The sequence below is a fragment of the Cupriavidus sp. 10L45 genome (assembly GCF_056395225.1).
In genome coordinates, this window is record NZ_JBFTJC010000012.1 from 39,015 (window position 1) to 59,025 (window position 20,011).

At 68.2% G+C, this 20,011-nt stretch carries 12 protein-coding genes; 7 read left to right on the forward strand and 5 right to left on the reverse strand.

The annotated features are described in order from the left end of the window. Positions 1 to 76: 76 nt before the first annotated feature. Positions 77 to 5,596 carry a trifunctional serine/threonine-protein kinase/ATP-binding protein/sensor histidine kinase gene (locus tag AC1DFU_RS21005; RefSeq protein WP_477155752.1) on the forward strand — a complete coding sequence of 1,840 codons (5,520 nt, stop codon included), beginning with the start codon at positions 77 to 79 and terminating at the stop codon, positions 5,594 to 5,596. Between the two features lie 78 nt (positions 5,597 to 5,674). Here the strand turns inward: AC1DFU_RS21005 and AC1DFU_RS21010 are convergent, their stop codons facing one another. The 4 genes from AC1DFU_RS21010 to AC1DFU_RS21025 form a co-directional block, all read right to left on the reverse strand. Next, positions 5,675 to 7,639: a di-heme oxidoreductase family protein gene (locus AC1DFU_RS21010; RefSeq protein ID WP_218158048.1), complete on the reverse strand. Its 1,965-nt coding sequence runs from the start codon at positions 7,637 to 7,639 to the stop codon at positions 5,675 to 5,677. A 505-nt stretch (positions 7,640 to 8,144) separates the two neighbouring features. After that, positions 8,145 to 8,816: a DsbA family oxidoreductase gene (locus AC1DFU_RS21015; RefSeq protein ID WP_092298101.1), complete on the reverse strand. Its 672-nt coding sequence runs from the start codon at positions 8,814 to 8,816 to the stop codon at positions 8,145 to 8,147. 101 nt (positions 8,817 to 8,917) lie between these two features. After that, positions 8,918 to 9,202: a hypothetical protein gene (locus AC1DFU_RS21020; RefSeq protein WP_092298104.1), complete on the reverse strand. Its 285-nt coding sequence runs from the start codon at positions 9,200 to 9,202 to the stop codon at positions 8,918 to 8,920. 126 nt (positions 9,203 to 9,328) lie between these two features. Then, complete coding sequence (locus tag AC1DFU_RS21025; protein WP_441591804.1) at positions 9,329 to 9,577, reverse strand: hypothetical protein; 249 nt, start codon at positions 9,575 to 9,577, stop codon at positions 9,329 to 9,331. Between the two features lie 178 nt (positions 9,578 to 9,755). On the opposite strand from AC1DFU_RS21025, the gene AC1DFU_RS21030 reads away from it, so the two are divergent. The 3 genes from AC1DFU_RS21030 to AC1DFU_RS21040 all read left to right on the forward strand — a co-directional run bounded on the left by AC1DFU_RS21030 (position 9,756) and on the right by AC1DFU_RS21040 (position 13,715). Further along, positions 9,756 to 10,805 carry a transporter gene (locus AC1DFU_RS21030; protein ID WP_092298439.1) on the forward strand — a complete coding sequence of 350 codons (1,050 nt, stop codon included), beginning with the start codon at positions 9,756 to 9,758 and terminating at the stop codon, positions 10,803 to 10,805. Between the two features lie 88 nt (positions 10,806 to 10,893). After that, positions 10,894 to 11,844 carry a polyphosphate kinase 2 gene (ppk2, locus tag AC1DFU_RS21035; RefSeq protein ID WP_092298110.1) on the forward strand — a complete coding sequence of 317 codons (951 nt, stop codon included), beginning with the start codon at positions 10,894 to 10,896 and terminating at the stop codon, positions 11,842 to 11,844. Positions 11,845 to 11,990: 146 nt separating this feature from the next. Beyond that, positions 11,991 to 13,715, forward strand: a complete 1,725-nt coding sequence (locus AC1DFU_RS21040) for a M30 family zinc metallopeptidase (RefSeq protein WP_441591806.1) — start codon at positions 11,991 to 11,993, stop codon at positions 13,713 to 13,715. A 43-nt stretch (positions 13,716 to 13,758) separates the two neighbouring features. Here the strand turns inward: AC1DFU_RS21040 and AC1DFU_RS21045 are convergent, their stop codons facing one another. After that, complete coding sequence (locus AC1DFU_RS21045; protein ID WP_441591808.1) at positions 13,759 to 14,859, reverse strand: substrate-binding domain-containing protein; 1,101 nt, start codon at positions 14,857 to 14,859, stop codon at positions 13,759 to 13,761. A gap of 145 nt (positions 14,860 to 15,004) precedes the next feature. On the opposite strand from AC1DFU_RS21045, the gene AC1DFU_RS21050 reads away from it, so the two are divergent. The 3 genes from AC1DFU_RS21050 (at position 15,005) to fdhF (ending at position 20,009) form a co-directional block, all read left to right on the forward strand. After that, the gene (locus AC1DFU_RS21050) at positions 15,005 to 15,499 is read left to right on the forward strand and encodes a formate dehydrogenase subunit gamma (protein ID WP_441591810.1); all 495 of its coding nucleotides are present in this window, start codon (positions 15,005 to 15,007) and stop codon (positions 15,497 to 15,499) included. Continuing rightward, positions 15,496 to 17,052 carry a formate dehydrogenase beta subunit gene (locus AC1DFU_RS21055; RefSeq protein WP_092298122.1) on the forward strand — a complete coding sequence of 519 codons (1,557 nt, stop codon included), beginning with the start codon at positions 15,496 to 15,498 and terminating at the stop codon, positions 17,050 to 17,052. Before AC1DFU_RS21050 ends, AC1DFU_RS21055 begins: the two co-directional genes overlap by 4 nt. Positions 17,053 to 17,132: 80 nt before the next feature. After that, complete coding sequence (gene fdhF, locus AC1DFU_RS21060; RefSeq protein WP_441591812.1) at positions 17,133 to 20,009, forward strand: formate dehydrogenase subunit alpha; 2,877 nt, start codon at positions 17,133 to 17,135, stop codon at positions 20,007 to 20,009. Positions 20,010 to 20,011: the final 2 nt, after the last annotated feature.

Below are 20,011 nucleotides of genomic sequence, written 5' to 3' on the forward strand. Positions count from 1 at the left end.
CCGATCACGCACGTTTCATGGCGGCGCGTTCGCCTTGGTATATGCTGACGCAGATCAATATCGGGTCTCGGCACCAATGGGTAACAGATTGCACGTCCTGTGGGACGACGGCGAACGCGTGTTCTGCCGAGACCGGCTTCCGGGCGAGGGCGACGGCCATGCCGTGCTGCTGGCACGCCCGGCCGCGGAACACCCTTTGCCCGCCACGCTCGACCGCCTCGTGCACGAGTTCGCCCTCCGGGACGAACTGGACGACGCCTGGGCCCTGCGCCCGCTGGAGTTGTCGCGCGACGGCGGACGAACCGTGCTGATGCTCGACGATCCGGGCGGCGAGCCGCTCTCGACGATGCTGGGCACGCCGATGGAAGCCGGCACCTTCCTGCGCCACGCCACCAGCATCGCGCTGGCGCTCTGCAAGCTGCACCAGCGCGGCCTGGTCCACAAGGATCTCAAGCCCTCCCATATCCTCGTGAACTGCGCCGACGGCCAGGCCCGGCTGACCGGCTTCGGCCTCGCCTCGCGCCTGCCGCGCGAGCGCCAGGCCCCGGAGCCGCCCGAGACCATCGCTGGCACGCTGGCCTATATGGCGCCCGAGCAGACCGGGCGGATGAACCGGTCGATCGACTCGCGCTGCGACCTCTACGCCTTCGGCATCACCCTCTACGAAATGCTGACCGGCGCGCTGCCGTTCGCGGCGACGGATGCCATGGAGTGGGTGCACTGCCATATCGCCCGGATGCCGCAGTCGCCCCGGCTGCGCGTGGACACCGTGCCGGCCGCGCTGTCCCGCATCGTCATGAAGCTGCTCGCCAAGACGGCCGAGGAGCGCTACCAGACCGCCGCCGGGGTCGAGCACGACCTGCGGCGCTGCCTGGAAGACTGGGAGCGCCAGCGCCGCATCGAGGATTTTCCGCTCGACGAACACGGCACGCGCGACCGCCTGATGATCCCCGAGAAGCTGTACGGGCGCGAGCATGAGGTCGATACCATGCTCTCGGCCTTCTCGCGCATCATCCGGACGAGCACGCCGGAACTGGTACTGGTGTCCGGTTACTCGGGCATCGGCAAGTCCTCGGTGGTCAACGAGTTGCACCGGGTGCTGGTGCCGCCGCGCGGGCTGTTCGCCGCCGGCAAGTTCGACCAGTACAAGCGCGATATCCCGTACTCGACGCTGGTGCAGGCGTTCCAGAGCCTGGTCCGCACGCTGCTCGGCAAGCCCGATGCCGAACTGGCGCGCTGGCGCGGCGCACTGCTGGAGGCGCTGGAGTCCAACGCGCGGCTGGTGACGGACCTGATTCCCGAGCTGAAGCTGATCATCGGCGAGCCGGAACCGGTGCCGGACATGGAGCCGCAGCAGGCCCAGCAACGCTTCCTGCTGGTGTTCCGGCGCTTTATCGGCGTGTTTGCCCAGCCGGAGCATCCGCTGGCGCTGTTTCTCGATGACCTCCAGTGGCTGGACGCCGCCACGCTCGACCTGATCGAGGACGTGCTGGTCCGCTCCGACCTGCGCCACCTGATGCTGGTGGGCGCCTACCGGGACAACGAGGTCGATGCCACCCATCCGCTGACCGGCAAGCTGCTGGCCATCCGCAATGCCGGGGTCAAGGTCGAGGACATCAAGCTGGCGCCGCTGAGCCGCGCCCACATCGAGCAGCTGTTTGCCGATTCGCTCCATTGCGAGCGGGCGCGCATCGCCCCGCTGGCAGAGCTGGTGGAGGACAAGACCGCCGGCAACCCGTTCTTCGTGATCCAGTTCCTGCAGGCACTGGTCGAGGAGAACCTGCTGACGTTCGACCATGACGCGCGGCAGTGGACCTGGGACCCCGACCGCATCCACGCCAAGGGCTACACCGACAACGTGGTGGACCTGATGGTCGGCAAGCTGGCCCGCTTGCCGGCCGAGACCCAGCAGGCGTTGCAGCAACTGGCCTGCCTCGGCAACGTGGCCGAGATGACGACCTTGACCACCGTGCTGGGCGTGCCGGAGGCGCAGGTCCACGCGGCGCTGTGGGAGGCCTTCCGCCAGGAACTGGTCGAACGCGCCGACGGCGCCTATGCCTTCGCGCATGACCGCGTGCACGAGGCCGCCTACCTGCTGACGCCGGAAGCGTCGCGCCCCGCCGCCCACCTGCGCGTGGGCCGGATGCTGGCGGCGCAGACGCCGCCGGAGATGCTCGACGAGGCCATCTTCGAAATCGCCGGCCAGCTCAATCGCGGCGCGGCGCTGATCACCGAGCCGGCCGAACGCGAGCGTTTGGCGGAACTGAACCTGATGGCCGGGCAGCGCGCGAAGGCCTCCACGGCCTATGCCTCGGCGCTGGCTTACCTGAGCACCGGCGCGGAGCTGCTGGGCGACGGGGGCTGGGCGAATCGGCATGCGCTGCGCTTCGCGCTGGAGCAGCACCGGGTGGAATGCGAGTTCCTGACTGGCCAGCTGGATATCGCGGACGCGCGCCTGGGCGCGCTGACGGCGCGCGCCACCACCACAGTCGAGAAGGCCCTGATCGCCTGCCTCCAGATGGACATCTGCCTCGTGCTCGACCAGAGCGACCGCGCGGTGGCGGTGTGCCTGGAGTACCTGCGGCAGGTCGGCATCGAATGGACGCCCCACCCGGACGACGACGCGGTCCGACGCGAGTACGACGAGATCTGGACCCACCTCGGGGACCGCGCCATCGAGGACCTGATCGACCTGCCGCTGATGGACGACGCGGCGTCGCTGGGCACCGTGGAGGCGCTGAGCAAGCTGTTCGCGCCGGCCGTGCAGACCGATGCCAACCTGGCCGGCCTGACCATCTGCAAGGCAGTCAGCCTCAGCATCGAGCGGGGTAACTGCGATGCGTCCTGCGTGCTCTACGCCAATGTCGGCCGGGTGGCCGGGCGGCGTTTTGGCGACTATCAGGCCGGCTTCCGCTTCGGCCAGCTGGGCTGCGAACTGGTGGACCGGCGCGGCCTCACGCGCTTCGAGGCCAAGACCTTCCTCTGTTTCTCGATCTTCGTCATGCGCTGGCTGCGGCCGGTGCGCGAGTGCGAGCCGATGCTGCGCCGCGCGTTTGCGGCGGCGAACCGGATCGGCGACCTGCCGTACGGCGCCTTCGCGGGCAACGCCCGCAACTCGGACATGCTGTTCGCGGGCGAGCCGCTGGCCGAGGTGCAGGCGGAGGCCGAGCGCGGGCTGGCCTACGCCGAAAAGGTGCGCTTCGGGCTGGTGACCGACTTTATCGGCACGCAACTGGCGCTGGTGCGGATGCTGCGCGGCCTGACGCCGGTCTTCGGCAGCCTGGACGGCGATCCATTCGACGAGGCGCGCGTCGAACAGCATCTGGCGGCCAGCCCGGACCTTGTGTTGGCCGAGTGCTGGTACTGGACCCGGAAGCTCCAGTCGCGCTACCTGTGCGGCGACTACGTCACCGCCATGGCCGCGGCGGCGCGTGCGCAGGTGCTGCTCTCGACCTCGTCCTCGTTCTTCGAGGAGGCGGAATACCACTTCTACGCCGCGCTGGCCGAGGCCGCCACCTGTGACAGCGCGCCGGCCGACGGCCGCCAGCCGCATCTTGACGCGCTGGCCGCACATCACGGGCAGCTCGCGCACTGGGCCGAGCACTGCCCGGAGAACTTCGCGGACCGCGCGACGCTGGTCGGCGCCGAGATCGCCCGGCTTGAAGGCCGTCTGGTGGACGCCGAGCATGGCTACGAGCGGGCCATCGACGCGGCGCAGGCGAGCGGATTCGTGCACATCGAGGCGCTTGCCAACGAACTGGCCGCGCGCTTCTACGCGGCGCGCGGGCTGGAGAGGATCGCCCGGATCTACCTGCATGACGCGCGCTATGGCTACCTGCGCTGGGGCGCCGACGGCAAGGTGCGGCAGTTGGAGGCCGAGTATCCGTATCTGCGCACCGAAGATCCCGCGCCGGGCCCGACGACCACTATCGCCACGCCGGTGGAGCATCTCGACCTGGCGACGGTTCTCAAGGTGTCTCAGGCCGCCTCGGGCGACATCGTGCTGGAAAACCTGATCGACATGGTCATGCGCACGGCCATCGAGCAGGCCGGCGCCGAACGCGGCCTGCTGGTGCTGTCCGGCGCGGGTGCGCACCGGGTGGCGGCGGAAGCCACCACTGGCACGGACGCGCCCCAGCTCCAGTTGCGCGACGTCCCGGTCAGCGCGGAAATGCTGCCCGAGTCGCTGCTGTTCCACGTGCTGCGCACGCGGGAGAGCGTGGTGCTGGACGATGCGTCGGCCGACTCGCCGTTCGCCACCGACCCCTATGTGCGCCAGCATCGCGCCCGCTCGATCCTGTGCCTGCCGCTGATGAACCAGGCGCGGCTGACCGGCGCGCTCTATCTGGAGAACAATCTCACCGCGCGCGCGTTCAGTCCGACGCGGATCGCGGTGCTGAAGCTGGTGGCGTCGCAGGCCGCCATCTCGCTGGAGAACGCCCGGCTGTACCGCGACGTGGCCGAGCGGGAGGCCAAGATCCGGCGCCTGGTGGAGGCCAATATCATCGGCATCATCGTCTGGAACGTGGCCGGCGAGGTGCTGGAAGCCAATGACGCCTTCCTGCGCATGGTGGGCTACGCGCGCGAGGATCTGATCTCCGGCCGGGTGCGCTGGCGCGACCTGACCCCGCCGGAGATCCGCGCGGAGAGCGAGCTGGCGCTGGCCGAGAGCGAGCGCTCCGGGCACGCCACGCCGTTCGAGAAGGAATACATCCGCAAGGATGGCACGCGGGTGCCGGTCATCGTCGGCCTGGCCTCGTTCGGCGACGGCCGGCAGGAGGGCGTGGCGTTCGTGCTCGACCTGACCGAGCGCAAGCAGGCCGAGGAGCGCGTGCGCGAGGGCGAGCGGCGCTACCGCGAGGTGCAGACCGAGCTGGCGCACGCCAACCGGGTGGCGACCATGGGGCAGCTGGCGGCGTCGATCGCGCACGAGGTGAACCAGCCGATTGCGGCGACGGTGACCAACGCGCAGGCCGCGCTGCGCTGGCTGGGGGGCCGGCCGCCCAATGTCGACGAGGTGGGGGAGGCGCTGACCCGCATCGTCAAGGACGCCAACCGGGCGGGCGATGTGCTCGGGCGCATCCGCCAGTTGATCAAGAAATCGCCGCCCCGCAAGGAGCCGGTGGACATGAACGCGGCGATCCGCGAGGTGGTGGAGCTGACCCGTGGCGAAGCCGCCAAGGGCCTTGCCACGGTGGAGACGGCGCTGGCGGACGGCTTGCCGCACATCGAGGGAGATCGTGTCGAACTGCAACAGGTGCTGCTCAACCTGATCGTCAATGCGCTGGAGGCGATGGGCGGCGTCAGCGATGGCGGCCGGCACCTGGTGATCCGCACCGCGCCCGCCGAGGACGGCTGCGTGAGCGTGGCCGTGTGCGACTCGGGGCCCGGTTTCGGCGCCGACAGCGCCGACAGCGCCGACAGCGTCGAGCGCGTGTTCGCCCCGTTCTACACCACCAAGGAAACCGGGCTGGGGATGGGGTTGTCGATCTGCCGGTCGATCATCGACGGACACGGCGGGCGGCTCTGGGCCAGCCCCAACACCCCGCGCGGGGCGGTGGTCCAGTTCACGGTGCCGGCGCGGCAGACGGATTAGCCAGACTGGCTTGGAGGAAAGCAAAAACCGGGGCACAAGGCCCCGGTTTTCTTTTCAACGCTTGGTACTACATCGACATCACAGCGACTGCAGGAACGCGACCACCGCGTCGCGGTCGGCCTTGGGCAGCGCTTCGAACTGCGTGCGGCTGCTGTCGGCCTCGCCGCCGTGCCAGAGGATGGCTTCCAGCATCGAGCGCGCGCGGCCGTCGTGCAGCAGGCGCACGTTCGCGTCGCCGCCCTGTACGAAGCGCAGCGAGCCAACGCCCCACAGCGGCGCGGTACGCCACAGGTTCGGCGCGGCGTTGGCTTCCCGCAGCGAGTCGGCCAGGTTCGGGCCCATGTCGTGCAGCAGCAGGTCCGAGTACGGGTGGATGGTCTGGTTGCGCAGCTCGGCGAACGGGTGCGTGTTGCCGGTCTTCATCGTCGCCGTGTGGCAGGCCACGCAGCGGACCTGGTTGAACAGCGCGGCGCCGCGTGCGATCAGGGGCGGGTCCACGTCATGCTCGGGCGACACGCGGATGCCGTCCGGGAAGCCGCTGCGCAGGCTGCGCTGGGCCGGCACGCCGATCAGCGACAGGTAGTGCGTGAGCCGTTGCAGTTCGCCCTCGGAGACCGAGGTGGCCGCCGAGGTGGTGCGGCAGTCCGGCGCGCCGCGCTGGCAGCCGCGCGTCGGGAACGTCGGCGAGGTCACGCCCATGTCCTTGATCAGCGCATCGCCCACCTGATGGCGCAGGCTGGCCTTCGACGCCTTCCAGCCAAAGCGGCCGAGGTGCGTCTTGCCGGTTTCCGGATCGACGATCCAGTTCGGGATGCCGCGCACGCCGTCGCCGTTGGCGTCGTTCGGGTCGGCCTGGGCCAGGATGGTGGCCTCGGGCAGCGCCTCGATCAGGCCCATGCCGATCACCTGCGGCGCCTGGCGCGCGGAGAACTGCGCGGGCGTGGGGCCCTTGAAGGCGAACACCGGCTTCACCAGTTCCACGCGCTCGCCGTCAGGCAGCGTGCGCACGGTCTTGTCGAGCGCCTGGAGCGTGACGTCGAACGGCGTCGCCGTCGGGTCCTGGGCGTGCTGCTGCACGTTGTAGCCGTAGGCCGGGTCGGCGCGGCCATCGGCGCCGTTGGTCAGCATCGACATGGTGTCGAGCTTCGCCCCGATGCCGGCGGCCACGCTGCGGCCGTTGTTGGTATGGCACTCGATACAGCGCGGCTGGTTGTAGCGCGGGCCGAGCTGGCCGATGTGGGCCGTGAAGACCGGGTTGTCGGCGTCGTGCTCCGAGTGCTTGCCGTCGAGGAACGAGGTGTGGAACAGCCGGCGGCCTTCCACGAAACGCTGCGTGTTGACGATGCCGATGTTGTTCGCCATCTGCTGGAACACGCGCATCGGCTCCTCGGAGTAGTTGTACGAGATGCTGGCCTGGCCGCCGAGCAGCGTCTCTTCGGGCAGCGGTTCCGAGTCGAGGTTCGGGGCGATGCCGTACCACGGGCGCATGCCCACGCCCACCACGTAGAGCTGCTCGAACGAGTAGTAGCGGCTGCCGCCGCCGTCCACCACCGGGTCGCGCTTGAGGCGCGGCGCCGGCGCCAGTTCGACCTTGTCGCCGATCTTGAGCGGGCTGTGCGGATCGGTCCGCCAGTTCGAGTCGAAGGACATCATGCAGTCCTCCTTCGGCTGGCCCTCGCTACAGATCGGCAGGCCGCCCTGTTTCGGATTGTTGAAGCCGTAGTTCAGCGACCAGCCGTAGTCGCGCACGGTGGTGTCCAGGATATTGCGGAACAGGCTGAACGTGGTGCCGTCGAAGATGCCCTGGTTGACGCGCAGGTACACGTCCACGCGCGAGATGCCGGCCGGCACGTGGTCGTGGATCTCCAGGCCGAAGGTGCGGTTCTGGAAGTAGAAGGTCGGGAAGGTCAGGTAGCGGCCCGGGCCCGCATCGGGGGCGTCCCACGCCTCGCCGCGCTCGCGCGCGTGGCGCTCGGTCGGGCGCGAGCCCATCATCGTGACCAGCGTGCCGTCGGCTTCACGGTACTGGATCTGCTCGTTCATCGGCGTGCCTGCCGGGAACAGCGGCGTGTACCCGAGGGTGTCGCCGGCTGGCGTACTCGCGGGCGGCGCGCTGTCACCGCCGCCGCCGCCGCAGGCGGCCAGCAGCAGGGTGGCGGCAACACAGACCGATAGGGCGGCGGATAGGCTCGTTAGGCGCGATAGGCGAGACGTGGCGCGATGCCCGTCGCGCCCCGGCCGAGGGCGTGATGTAAGGACCTGCATGGTTTGACCCCTTCGTTTTTGTTGAACAGCTTCCCGTTACTGCCGGCGGTCACTCTTCGGTGCCGCTCGTATTTGTCGCTGGGTTCATGACAGGTACATGACAAATGTCATGTATCGACATGGCCCGGCGCCCTGGTCGCATGATGCATGCGCAGGGCTGCCCCTACTTAATGGGGGTGAAAGTTAGCAAATGTGAACGGGAAAGTGTGGGCGACGTAGAGGGGTGTCGCGTTGGCGTCACACCGCCAACGCGATAAGCGTGTACCTAAAGAGGACAGGGAGATCAGGCGGAGGCCGCTTCGCCGCGCTCGGCAAGGATTTGCCGGATGGCCTGCTCGAATGCCTCGGGCGCCTGGCCGCCCGTGACGAGGTAGCGGTTGTCGAAAATAATCGACGGCACGGACGTGATACCCATGGCCTGGGACTGCTGCTCCTCGGCGCGGACTTCCTCGACAAAGTCGTCGCTGTCCAACACGGCGCGTGCCGCGGCGACGTCGAGCCCGGCCGACTGTGCCGCTTCCACCAGCACGGCGTGGCTGCTCGGGTCCTTGCCCTCGCCGTGATAGGCGCGCAGCAGGGCTTCCTTCAGCGCCAGCTGCTTGGCCGGCGCCTGCTGGCCCGCCCATTCGAGCAGGCGATGGGCGTCGAAGGTGTTGTAGACCCACTCGCGCGGGCCGAAGGTGAAGCCCACCTCGGCGCCGCGCGCGCGGATCATCGTCTGGGTCTCGGCGATCTGCGCCGGCGTGCGGCCGTACTTCTTGCTGATGTAGCCGACGATGTCCTCGCCCTCGGGCCCCATCTGCGGGTTCAGTTCGAACGGATGGACGACGATCTCGGCCGCCACGGCGTCGCCCAGGCGGGAGAGTGCGACCTGGAGCGAGGACAGGCCGATCGCGCACCAGGGGCAGGCGATGTCGGAAACGAAGTCGATGCGGAGGGGTTGGGCTTGGGTCATGGCAATCCTGTTCGGCGCGCAAAAAAGCGATGACCGACAGGGTAGCCCGATTCGCCGCCCCTTGCAGGCGGCGGGTACTAAGCGTAAGGGGGAGGGAAGGGCTAGAGCCCTGAGATTGACTGCCCGGGCACTTGCCCGTCGATGATTTCAGTGCCGGCCTGTACCGCCGCGCGGCGTGCGCCGCCGAGGCTGTCCCACTGGCGGGCGAGCATCGGGAAGACCCGGACCAGGGCCGATACCGGATCGGTCCCTTCACGGCAGATCACCACGGAGGCACTGTAGGTGCGGTCCGGGCGGCGTTCGTACCATTCGTGCGTCGCGGCATGTGTGTAGACCAGCGGGTAGATGTCGTACCCTTTGTAGCTGGCGCTCGGTGATGTGTCCATGGCCGCCTCCGGGAAAGTGGATGGGCCCACTGTACGCGCAATTCCACACCAAAACAGGCGCGCCCCGGGTTTATTTCACGTGGCTTTCCGAAAGATGCCCCGGGCGCGCTTTATGGCTGCCGGGCCTCACCCACGCGGCGATTCCTCGGCGATATTGAACTGCGCCTGCAGCGCGCGGATCTTCGGCGCCAGCGCCTCGCTGCAGGCCGCGCCGCTCTCGCCTTCCATCTTCGAGACGCTCCAGTTGCAGCCGTCGCCATCGGGCGCATTCCAGCAGACGTCGCCGAAGCAGCATCCCTTGCAGGCCGGGAGCTTTTCCTGCTCGGCGCGGATCATCGCGCGGACTTCGGCCTTGTTCTTGATCTGTCTCGACATGTCCCCTCCTGGTGGGCGTCGGGCGCCCGGTTTTGTGGTGATGGGTTAGTTATAGTGCATTCGGCGCGTTCGGATTCGCGCGGGATGGGGGGTCTGTCACCGACTTTTCACGCTGTTGTGCTAGCGTCGCGCGCTGGCGCACATCGTGTCGATCATCGACGAAGGGACAGGGGGTTTCATGCAATCCGGCATTGTCGAATCCGGCTATGGTTCCGATCCGGTGGGGCTCGTCAACGGGTTCCTGTTCGAGCCGGGGCAGCCGCCGCGCGAGATTCCATCCGCCGAGGCAGTAGCCTGGTTGCAGCGCCAGGATGCGGCGGACGCCGATCCCTCCCAGGCGCGTCCCCATGACGGGCCGTTCCTGTGGCTGCATTTCAACCTGTCGCACAGCGCCTGCGAGCGCTGGATGAAGATGCACCTCGGCCTGCCCGACGATTTCTTCGAGGCGCTGCGGCAGGGGTCGCACTCCACGCGCATCGAGCGCCAGGAAGACGCGCTGCTGGCCGTGGTCAACGACGTGATCTACAACTTCGGGGTGACCTCGACCGACATCTCCACCCTATGGGCCAACGCCGACCACCGCCTGCTGGTGACCGCCCGGGCACGCCCGCTGCGCTCCGTGGACAAGCTGCGCGCCGCCGTGCGCCGGGGCGAGGACTTCCGCTCGCCGCTGGATCTCGTCGTGCACCTGTTGCGCGATCAGGCCGATGTGCTGGTACAGATCGTGCGTGAAACCGGGGTCAGCGTGGACCAGATCGAGGACCGCCTGCTGTCCCAGCGGCTGCAGGGCAACCGTGCCGACCTGGGCGCCATGCGGCGTGGGCTGGTGCGGCTGCAGCGCCTGCTGGCGCCCGAGCCCGGCGCGCTGTTTCGGCTGCTGAACCGCCCGCCGGCGTGGCTGCGCGAGGCCGACCTGCAGGCGCTGCGCGAGTCGACCGAGGAATTCTCGCTCGTGCTCGACGACCTCGCCGCGCTGGTGGAGCGGATCAAGCTGCTGCAGGAAGAAATCGCCGCCAAGCTCAACGAGCAGACCAACCGCACGCTGTTCACGCTGACGCTGGTGACCGTGCTGGCGCTGCCGATCAACATCGTGGCCGGCTTCTTCGGCATGAACGTGGGCGGCATTCCGCTGGCCGACCACCCGCACGGCTTCTGGGTGCTGGTGGCGGTGGTGGGCAGCTTCTCGGTGCTGGCCGGGCGATGGGCGTTCCGGAAGCAGGCGGAGTGACCCGCACCACGCAAATTCATGCAATTGCCATGGGTCAGGCGTACGATATTTCGCCATAGCCGATGCAGGACATGACGGAGGATTTGCCATGGATTACAACGACGAAGCGCTGATCCGGCGCATCCACCGCGAGGTGGCGGACTACTACGACGAGGAACTGGAACTGGAGCTCGAGGACCGGGATCCTTCGGTGATCCAGAGCCTGCTGGCGCGCGAATCGGGCGGGCCTGGCGATACTTCGGACGTGCCCGACAGCGACGCTGAGCGCGCGGAACGTCACATGTACTTCCGCGAACTGTTCCGCCTGCAGGGCGAACTGGTGAAGCTCCAGAGCTGGGTGGTGGCCACCGGTCACAAGGTGGTGATCCTGTTCGAGGGCCGCGACGCCGCCGGCAAGGGCGGGGTGATCAAGCGCATCACGCAGCGGTTGAACCCGCGCGTGTGCCGGGTGGCCGCGCTGCCGGCGCCCAACGACCGCGAGCGCACGCAGTGGTACTTCCAGCGCTATGTGTCGCACCTGCCGGCCGCCGGCGAGATGGTGCTGTTCGACCGCAGCTGGTACAACCGCGCCGGCGTGGAGCGCGTGATGGGCTTCTGTACCGACGACCAGTACGAGGAGTTCTTCCGCTCGGTGCCGGAGTTCGAGCGCATGCTGGTGCGCTCGGGCATCCAGGTCGTCAAGTACTGGTTCTCGATCTCGGACGAGGAGCAGCACCTGCGCTTCCTGAGCCGCATCCACGATCCGCTCAAGCAGTGGAAGCTGAGCCCGATGGACCTGGAGTCCCGCCGCCGCTGGGAAGACTACACCCGGGCCAAGGAGACCATGCTCGAGCGCACCCATATTCCGGAGGCGCCGTGGTGGATCGTGCAGGCCGTGGACAAGAAGCGCGCGCGGCTGAACTGCATCCGCCACCTGCTGACGCAGATGCCGTACGTGGAGCCGTCGCAGCCGGTCATCGTGCTGCCCGAGCGCGAGCGCCATGCCGACTACACGCGCCAGCCGGTGCCGGACTCGATGATCGTGCCGGAGGTCTACTGATCCGCCAGATCTGACCCCAAAGCAGCAAAATCGACAGAACGCGACAAATTCTGACAAATCCCTAAAGCACGGGTGACGCCCGCCGTTAAGACAGGACGCGCCCCGGCACCCTGCCGGGGGCTCACCTATTTCTTGGGAGTGTCCTGATGCGTCGCCTTGCTGTGCGTGGTTCTGATCTGTCCCTGTTTTCGCGCGGCCTCCCCGCGCTGACCGTCCTGGCGGCGCTTGCGCTCACCGCCTGCGGCGGCGGCGGTGACAATGCCGCCACTACCACCACGACGCAGCAGCAGGCCGGCGACACCAACACGCCCGTAGTCCCGACGCAGCCGCTGCTGGTGACCGGCCTCGACCAGGCCTGCAGCGGCGTCCAATGCAGCGCCGCCACCAGCGCCACCTTCTCGGGCGCGGGCACCGGCATCTGGGGCCACACCAACGCCGGCGGCACCTCCGAAGACGTGCAGTTTTCGATCTCGGGCCTGCTCGGCACCTCGATCTCGCTGCTGCTGACCAACGTGAAGGACACCCTGGCGCTGATGCCGGCCGGGCTCTCCGCCAGCATGCTCGATGCCACCACGGTGACCCGCCTGTCGCCCCAGGCCCTGACCGCTGACGCCGAGGCCGAAGCCCGCCGCCGCGAGATCGCCGAATTCAACCGCACCGGCTGGGCCGAGAAGGTTGCCGCCGCGCAACCGCTGCGCCAGACGCTGGGCGTGCCGGCGCCACATGCCGTCGCCGTGCCGGGCGTGGGTTCGACGAAGTCCTGGTACCACACCGACGGCTCCACGCGCCCGGCCACGCTGCGCAAGCAGATGACCGCCACCGACGGCACCCTCGTCAATGTCTGGGTGGAAGACTCCCAGTACAACGTCGTCAACGGCATCGACTCGACCATCGTCGACGACCTGGGCGCCGCCTTCGCCGGCACGGGCAAGATCTATGACCTGCTGACGGGCATCGGCGGCGCGGTCTGGGGCGCAAACACGCATCCGGACACCGTGCTGCCCGCCGGCCAGCCGATCGACATCGTCATCCTGAATTTCGACGGCAACGGCGCCCCGGGCGGCACCGTGGGCTACTTCTGGGGCCTGCACAACCTGCTGAAGACCACGGATTCGCGCAGCAACGAGTCGATTTCGCTGTACCTGGACAGCGAGACGCTGGCCCTGGGCGGCGCCACCGGCATGAAGGCGATGAAGATGACCATGGCGCACGAAGGGACGCACATGCAGAACTTCTACCGCCGCGCCGTGAAGATGGGCACCGCCTACGCCTACGACGACTGGCTCGAGGAAATGACGGCGATGCAGATGGAGGACTTCCTCAGCTACAGCATCGACCCGACCTACAACGCGATCCGCGATGTGCGCTTCCCGGACTTCTACCGCTACAGCGGCTTCAACTGCCCGCTGCTGACCTTCACGGGCGGCGGCACGTGCGAGAGCTACTCGGTCTCCGGCAGCTTCGGCGGCTACCTGGACCGCCAGCTCGGGCTGCCCTTCTATAAGGATCTGCTGACGCGCCAGGTGGTGGGCTCCAAGACGGTGCTCGACCAGGCGATCCAGGCGGCCCAGCCGGGCCTGTCCTTCAACCTGGCGCTGACGCGCTGGGCGGCGACCAACGGCAGCGGCATGCCGGCGGACAAGGCGCCGACCGGCTACGGCTATCCGCGCTGGACCGACGGCACCTTCGAGCTGCCGGAGATCGACCCGGCCTCCACCGCCAATGCCGCGCTGCGCAAGCTGCCGGCGTCGGTGCCGACCTTCCTGCAGGGCCTCGGCACGCTGCCGCTGAAGCGCACGGCCACCAATGGCGTCTACAGCGACAAGGTGCGCCTGCCGGCCGGCGTGACGCTGTCCGTCGTGGCCTACTGATCGGTCCTGCCGGGTCCGATCGCTTCCCGGCATCCCCTATGACTTATAGCGGGATGCCCGGGAACGCCTCTTCGAAGGTCAGCACGGTTCCCGTCAGCGCGCCGTCGTAGCCCGGCAGCGCGTTGACGCGTTCACGGTAGGCCGCGCTGCGCATGGCCGACACCGCGCCAGCCAGCGCCGGACTGTGCAGCGCCGCCTTTCCGATCGCAAAGAAATAGCGCTCCTTGAGCACGGGCACGAATTCGAGCCCGAAGCGGCGCGCTGCCGTCTCCACGCCGAAGCCCACATCGGCCATGCCGCTGCCGATATAGGCCGCCACCGCCGCGTGCGTGAACTCCCCATTGCTGAAGCCCTCGATCCGGTTCGGGTCGATACCGCGCCGCGCCAGCATCAGCTCCAGCAGCAGCCGCGTGCCCGAGCCGACCTGCCGGTTCACGAATCGCACGTCCGGCCGGACCAGGTCTTCCAGCGTTTCCACGCCAAGCGGGTTGCCGGGCCGCACAAAGAGACCCTGGGAGCGCACGGCGAGATGGATCAGGCAATGCGTCTCGGGCCGCAGCCAGGCGGCGAAGCGGTGCAGGGTATCCTGTTCGAGTGCCCCAATCGGCACATGAAAGCCGGCCACGTCGCACGCACCCTCGGCCAGCGCCGCCGCGGCTTCCAGGCTGCCGCAGTACTTCAGGTCGTGCCGCACCTTCTGTTCGTCGAGATAGTCGCGCAGCGCCGCCACCGCGAAACCGTGGCTGGCGTAGAGCCGCACGGCCGGGTCGGTGGCATCCATCAGCTTCTTCAGTTCGATTTCCAGTTCGGACGCCAGGCTGTCCAGCGTGGGCGAGAGCCGCGCCGCGATGCGCTTGCTGGCCCACACCAACTGCTGGGCCATCGGCGTCAGGGTGGATCCCCGTCCACGTGTCTTGGCGATCAGGGCGCCGCCGAACAGCGTTTCGGCGTCGCGCAGGATGCCCCAGGCGTAGCGGTAAGACAACGACACGGCCTCGGCCGACTGGGCGATGTTGCCGGTGGCCTCGATATGGCCAAGCAGGGCCACCAGCCGTGACACATCAAGGCTGGGCGCGGCCCGCGCGGCATCGGGGGCGGCGTCGTCGCGGATCTGGAGATGGGGCTCGATCGAGATACGTAGCATATGCAGAAAATAGCATATTGAACGCCAGAAATCACGGGCTTATAGTCGCGAAAAGGCCCAAAGAGCCAGCTGCGAAACCCCGGAATATGAAATAAATAGCCTATGTGGTCCCGGGGCCAGAACGATGACAAGCACGGAGACAACCATGCCGGACATCCCCAATTCCATTACGCGCATCGTCGATGCCCGGCGCAACATGCCGGGCGCGCTGCTGCCCATCCTGCACGAGATTCAGGACAGCCACGGCTTCATTCCCGCCGATGCGGTGCCAGTCATCGCCAAGGCGTTGAATCTCTCGCGCGCCGAAGTACACGGCGTGATCACGTTCTATCACCATTTCCGCGAGCAGCCGGCGGGCCGGCACGTGGTGCAGGTCTGCCGCGCCGAGGCGTGCCAGTCCGTGGGTGCCGACGCGCTTGCCGCGCACGCCAGCCGGGCGCTGGGCTGCGGCTTCCACGAGACCACGGCCGATGGCCGCTTCACGCTGGAGCCGGTCTACTGCCTGGGCCAGTGCGCATGCGGCCCGGCGATGCTGATCGGCGAACAGCTCCACGGACGCGTCGATGCGAAGCGCTTCGACGCGCTGGTGGCGGCGCTGCCGGAAATCACCGAAGCGGCCGAGGCGGAGGTCCAGGCATGAGCACGACGATCTTCGTCCCGCGCGACTCCACCGCGCTGGCCCTCGGCGCCGACGATGTGGCGCGCGCCATCGAACAGGAAGCCGCCAAGCGCGGCGCGGACGTGCGCATCGTGCGCAATGGCTCGCGCGGCCTGTTCTGGCTTGAGCCGCTGGTCGAGGTGCAGACCGACGCGGGCCGCGTGGCCTACGGGCCGGTGGCCGCCAGCGATGTGCCCGGCCTGTTCGACGCCGACTTCCTGACCGGCGGCGCGCACGCGCTGGCCCACGGCCTGACCGACGAGATCCCGTTCCTGAAGAAGCAGGAGCGGCTGACCTTCGCGCGGGTGGGCATCACCGATCCGCTCTCGCTCGACGACTACATCGCCCATGAGGGCTACGCGGGGCTGATCCGCGCGCTGGCCATGGCGCCGGCCCAGATCGTCCAGGAAGTCACCGACTCGGGCCTGCGCGGCCGGGGCGGCGCCGCGTTTCCCACCGGCATCAAATGGAAGACCGTGCTGGGCGCGGCGTCGGACATCAAGTACATCGTCTGCAATGCCGACGAGGGCGACTCCGGCACCTTCTCCGACCGCATGGTCATGGAGGACGATCCGTTCATGCTGATCGAAGGCATGACGATCGCCGGCCTCGCCGTCGGCGCCGAGCGCGGCTATATCTATACCCGCTCCGAATACCCGCACGCGATTGCCGTGACCGAGGCGGCCATCGCCCTGGCCACGCGGGCCGGCTGGCTGGGCGATGACATTCGCGGCAGCGGCCGGCGCTTCCATCTGGAAGTGCGCAAGGGCGCTGGCGCCTATGTCTGCGGCGAGGAAACGGCGCTGCTGGAGAGCCTGGAAGGCAAGCGCGGCGTGGTGCGCGCCAAGCCGCCGCTGCCGGCCATCGAAGGGCTGTTCGGCAAGCCCACCGTCATCAACAACGTGATCTCGCTGGCCACGGTGCCGGTGATCCTGGCGCGCGGCGCCACGTTCTACCGGGACTTCGGCATGGGCCGCTCGCGCGGCACGCTGCCGTTCCAGCTGGCCGGCAACGTCCTGCAAGGCGGGCTGGTGGAGAAGGCGTTCGGCATCACGCTGCGTGAACTGCTGGTGGACTACGGCGGCGGCACGCGCAGCGGCCGGGCCATCCGCGCGGTGCAGGTCGGCGGGCCGCTGGGCGCCTACCTGCCCGAGTCGCGCTTCGACACGCCGATGGACTACGAGGCTTTCGCCGCCTTCGGCGCGGTGGTCGGCCACGGCGGCATTGTCGTGTTCGACGAGACCGTGGACATGGCCAAAATGGCCCGCTACGCCATGGAGTTCTGCGCGATCGAGTCCTGCGGCAAGTGCACGCCGTGCCGCATCGGCTCCACGCGCGGCGTGGAGGTCATCGACCGGATCATTGCCGGCGAGCAGCCGGTGAAGCAGGTGGCGCTGGTGCGCGACCTCTGCGACACCATGCTCAACGGCTCGCTCTGCGCGATGGGTGGCATGACGCCGTACCCGGTGCTTTCCGCGCTGAACGAGTTTCCGGAGGATTTCGGCCTCGCGCCGAAGTCCGCCAAGGCCGCCTGAGCCGGATCACCGAGCCAGATCAAAGAACGACGCGCCCCTCAGGGGCGCGCAGCCCTACGAAGTTTGACGGGAGACATCCCTTGAACGCACGCGACGATTTCGATTTTGGAACCCCGGCCAGCCTGTCCGAGACGCAGGTGACGCTGGAAATTGACGGCGTGGCCGTTACGGTGCCGGCCGGCACCTCGGTGATGCGGGCGGCGGCCGAGGCCGGTGTGGGCGTACCCAAGCTGTGCGCCACCGATTCGCTGAAGTCCTTCGGCTCGTGCCGGCTCTGCCTGGTGGAGATCGAGGGACGGCGCGGCTACCCGGCCTCGTGCACCACGCCGGCGGAGGCGGGCATGAAGGTCCGCACCCAGAGCGACAAGCTCGGCGATCTGCGGCGCGGCGTGATGGAACTCTATATTTCCGATCATCCGCTCGACTGCCTGACCTGCCCGACCAACGGCAACTGCGAATTGCAGGACATGGCCGGTGTGGTCGGCCTGCGCGAGGTGCGCTACAACGACGGCGCCAGCGCGGTGCCGGTGGCCACGCACACGGCGCTGACCAAGGACGAATCGAACCCGTATTTCACCTACGATGCCTCGAAGTGCATCGTCTGCAACCGCTGCGTGCGCGCCTGCGAGGAAACCCAGGGCACCTTCGCGCTGACCATCAGCGGGCGCGGCTTCGAGTCCCGCGTGGCGGCCGGCACGAGCCAGTCGTTCATGGAGTCTGACTGCGTGTCCTGCGGCGCCTGCGTGCAGGCCTGCCCGACGGCCACGCTGACCGAGACGTCGGTCATCAAGCTGGGGCAGGCATCGCACAGCACCGTAACCACCTGCGCCTACTGCGGCGTGGGCTGCTCGTTCAAGGCCGAGATGAAGGGCAACGAGGTCGTGCGCATGGTGCCGTACAAGGACGGCCAGGCCAACGAGGGCCACGCCTGCGTGAAGGGCCGCTTCGCCTGGGGATACGCCACGCACAAGGACCGCATCCTCAAGCCGATGATCCGGGCGAAGATCACCGACCCGTGGCGCGAAGTGTCGTGGGAGGAAGCCATCGGCTACGCGGCCTCGCAGTTCAAGCGTATCCAGGCCGAGCACGGCAAGGATTCGATCGGCGGTATCGTCTCGTCGCGCTGCACCAACGAGGAAGGCTATCTGGTGCAGAAGCTCGTGCGCGCGGCCTTCGGCAATAACAACGTCGATACCTGCGCCCGGGTTTGCCACTCGCCCACCGGCTATGGCCTGAAGACCACGCTGGGCGAGTCCGCCGGCACGCAGACCTTCCGCTCGGTGGCCAAGGCTGATGTGATCATGGTCATCGGCGCCAATCCGACCGACGGCCACCCGGTGTTCGCCTCGCGCATGAAGAAGCGCCTGCGCGCCGGCGCCAGGCTGATCGTGGCCGATCCGCGCCGCATCGATCTGGTCGATTCGCCGCACATCCGCGCCGACTTCCACCTGCAACTGCGCCCGGGCACCAACGTGGCGCTGGTGACGTCGATGGCGCACGTCATCGTCACCGAAGGGCTGCTGGCCGAGGCCTTCATCGCCGAGCGTTGCGAGGATCGCGCGTTCCAGCAGTGGCGCGACTTCGTGGCGCTGCCCGAGAACTCGCCCGAGGCCATGGAAGCCGTGACCGGCGTCCCGGCCGGGACGCTGCGCGGCGCTGCCCGCCTCTACGCCACGGGCGGCAATGCGGCGATCTACTACGGGCTCGGCGTGACCGAGCACGCGCAGGGCTCGACCACGGTGATGGGCATCGCCAACCTCGCCATGGCCACCGGCAACATCGGCCGCGAAGGCGTGGGCGTGAACCCGCTGCGCGGGCAGAACAACGTCCAGGGTTCGTGCGACATCGGCTCCTTCCCGCACGAACTGCCGGGCTATCGCCATGTGTCCGATTCGACGGTGCGCGGCGCCTTCGAGGCCGCCTGGAATGTCGAGATCAACCCGGAGCCGGGCCTGCGCATCCCGAACATGTTCGAGGCGGCGCTGACCGGTTCGTTCAAGGGGCTGTACTGCCAGGGCGAGGACATCGTGCAGTCGGACCCGAACACGCAACACGTGTCCGAGGCGCTGTCGTCGATGGAATGCATCGTCGTGCAGGACATCTTCCTGAACGAGACCGCCAAGTACGCCCACGTGTTCCTGCCGGGTTCGTCGTTCCTGGAGAAGGACGGCACGTTCACCAACGCGGAGCGCCGCATCTCGCGCGTGCGCAAGGTCATGCCCCCGAAGGGCGGTTATGCTGACTGGGAGGCCACCATCCTGCTGGCCAACGCGCTTGGCTACCCGATGCACTACAACCATCCTTCCGAGATCATGGACGAGATCGCGCGGCTCACGCCGACCTTCTCGGGCGTGAGCTACCAGAAGCTCGACGCGCTGGGCAGCATCCAGTGGCCGTGCAACGCCGACGCGCCGACCGGCACGCCGACCATGCACGTCGATGCCTTCGTGCGCGGCAAGGGCAAGTTCATCATCACCAAGTACGTGGCGACCGACGAGCGCGTCAATCGCAAATACCCGCTGATCCTGACCACGGGGCGCATCCTGTCGCAATACAACGTGGGCGCCCAGACGCGGCGCACCCACAACGTGCACTGGCACGACGAGGACCGGCTGGAGATCCATCCGCACGATGCCGAGGAGCGTGGCATCAAGGACGACGACTGGGTGGGCGTGCAGAGCCGCGCGGGCGAGACGGTGCTGCGCGCCATCGTCAGCGAGCGGATGCAGCCGGGCGTGGTGTACACCACGTTCCACTTCCCCGAGTCCGGCGCCAACGTGATCACCACGGACAACTCGGACTGGGCCACCAACTGCCCCGAGTACAAGGTGACGGCGGTGCAGGTGATGCCGGTGGCGCAGCCGTCGTCCTGGCAGCGCGAGTACGAGGCGTTCAACCGCGAGCAGCTGGCGCACCTGCGCGCGGCCAGCGAGCCGGTGCAGGCGTCGGCGGAGTAGGG

What these genes read in the sequence shown, in the direction of transcription:
- AC1DFU_RS21005 (WP_477155752.1), top strand. Translation starts at nt 77, where the DNA reads ATGGGTAACAGATTGCACGTCCTGTGGGACGACGGCGAACGCGTGTTC.
- AC1DFU_RS21010 (WP_218158048.1), bottom strand. Translation starts at nt 7,639, where the DNA reads ATGAACGAGCAGATCCAGTACCGTGAAGCCGACGGCACGCTGGTCACG.
- AC1DFU_RS21015 (WP_092298101.1), bottom strand. Translation starts at nt 8,816, where the DNA reads ATGACCCAAGCCCAACCCCTCCGCATCGACTTCGTTTCCGACATCGCC.
- AC1DFU_RS21020 (WP_092298104.1), bottom strand. Translation starts at nt 9,202, where the DNA reads ATGGACACATCACCGAGCGCCAGCTACAAAGGGTACGACATCTACCCG.
- AC1DFU_RS21025 (WP_441591804.1), bottom strand. Translation starts at nt 9,577, where the DNA reads ATGTCGAGACAGATCAAGAACAAGGCCGAAGTCCGCGCGATGATCCGC.
- AC1DFU_RS21030 (WP_092298439.1), top strand. Translation starts at nt 9,756, where the DNA reads ATGCAATCCGGCATTGTCGAATCCGGCTATGGTTCCGATCCGGTGGGG.
- ppk2 (WP_092298110.1), top strand. Translation starts at nt 10,894, where the DNA reads ATGGATTACAACGACGAAGCGCTGATCCGGCGCATCCACCGCGAGGTG.
- AC1DFU_RS21040 (WP_441591806.1), top strand. Translation starts at nt 11,991, where the DNA reads ATGCGTCGCCTTGCTGTGCGTGGTTCTGATCTGTCCCTGTTTTCGCGC.
- AC1DFU_RS21045 (WP_441591808.1), bottom strand. Translation starts at nt 14,859, where the DNA reads ATGCTACGTATCTCGATCGAGCCCCATCTCCAGATCCGCGACGACGCC.
- AC1DFU_RS21050 (WP_441591810.1), top strand. Translation starts at nt 15,005, where the DNA reads ATGCCGGACATCCCCAATTCCATTACGCGCATCGTCGATGCCCGGCGC.
- AC1DFU_RS21055 (WP_092298122.1), top strand. Translation starts at nt 15,496, where the DNA reads ATGAGCACGACGATCTTCGTCCCGCGCGACTCCACCGCGCTGGCCCTC.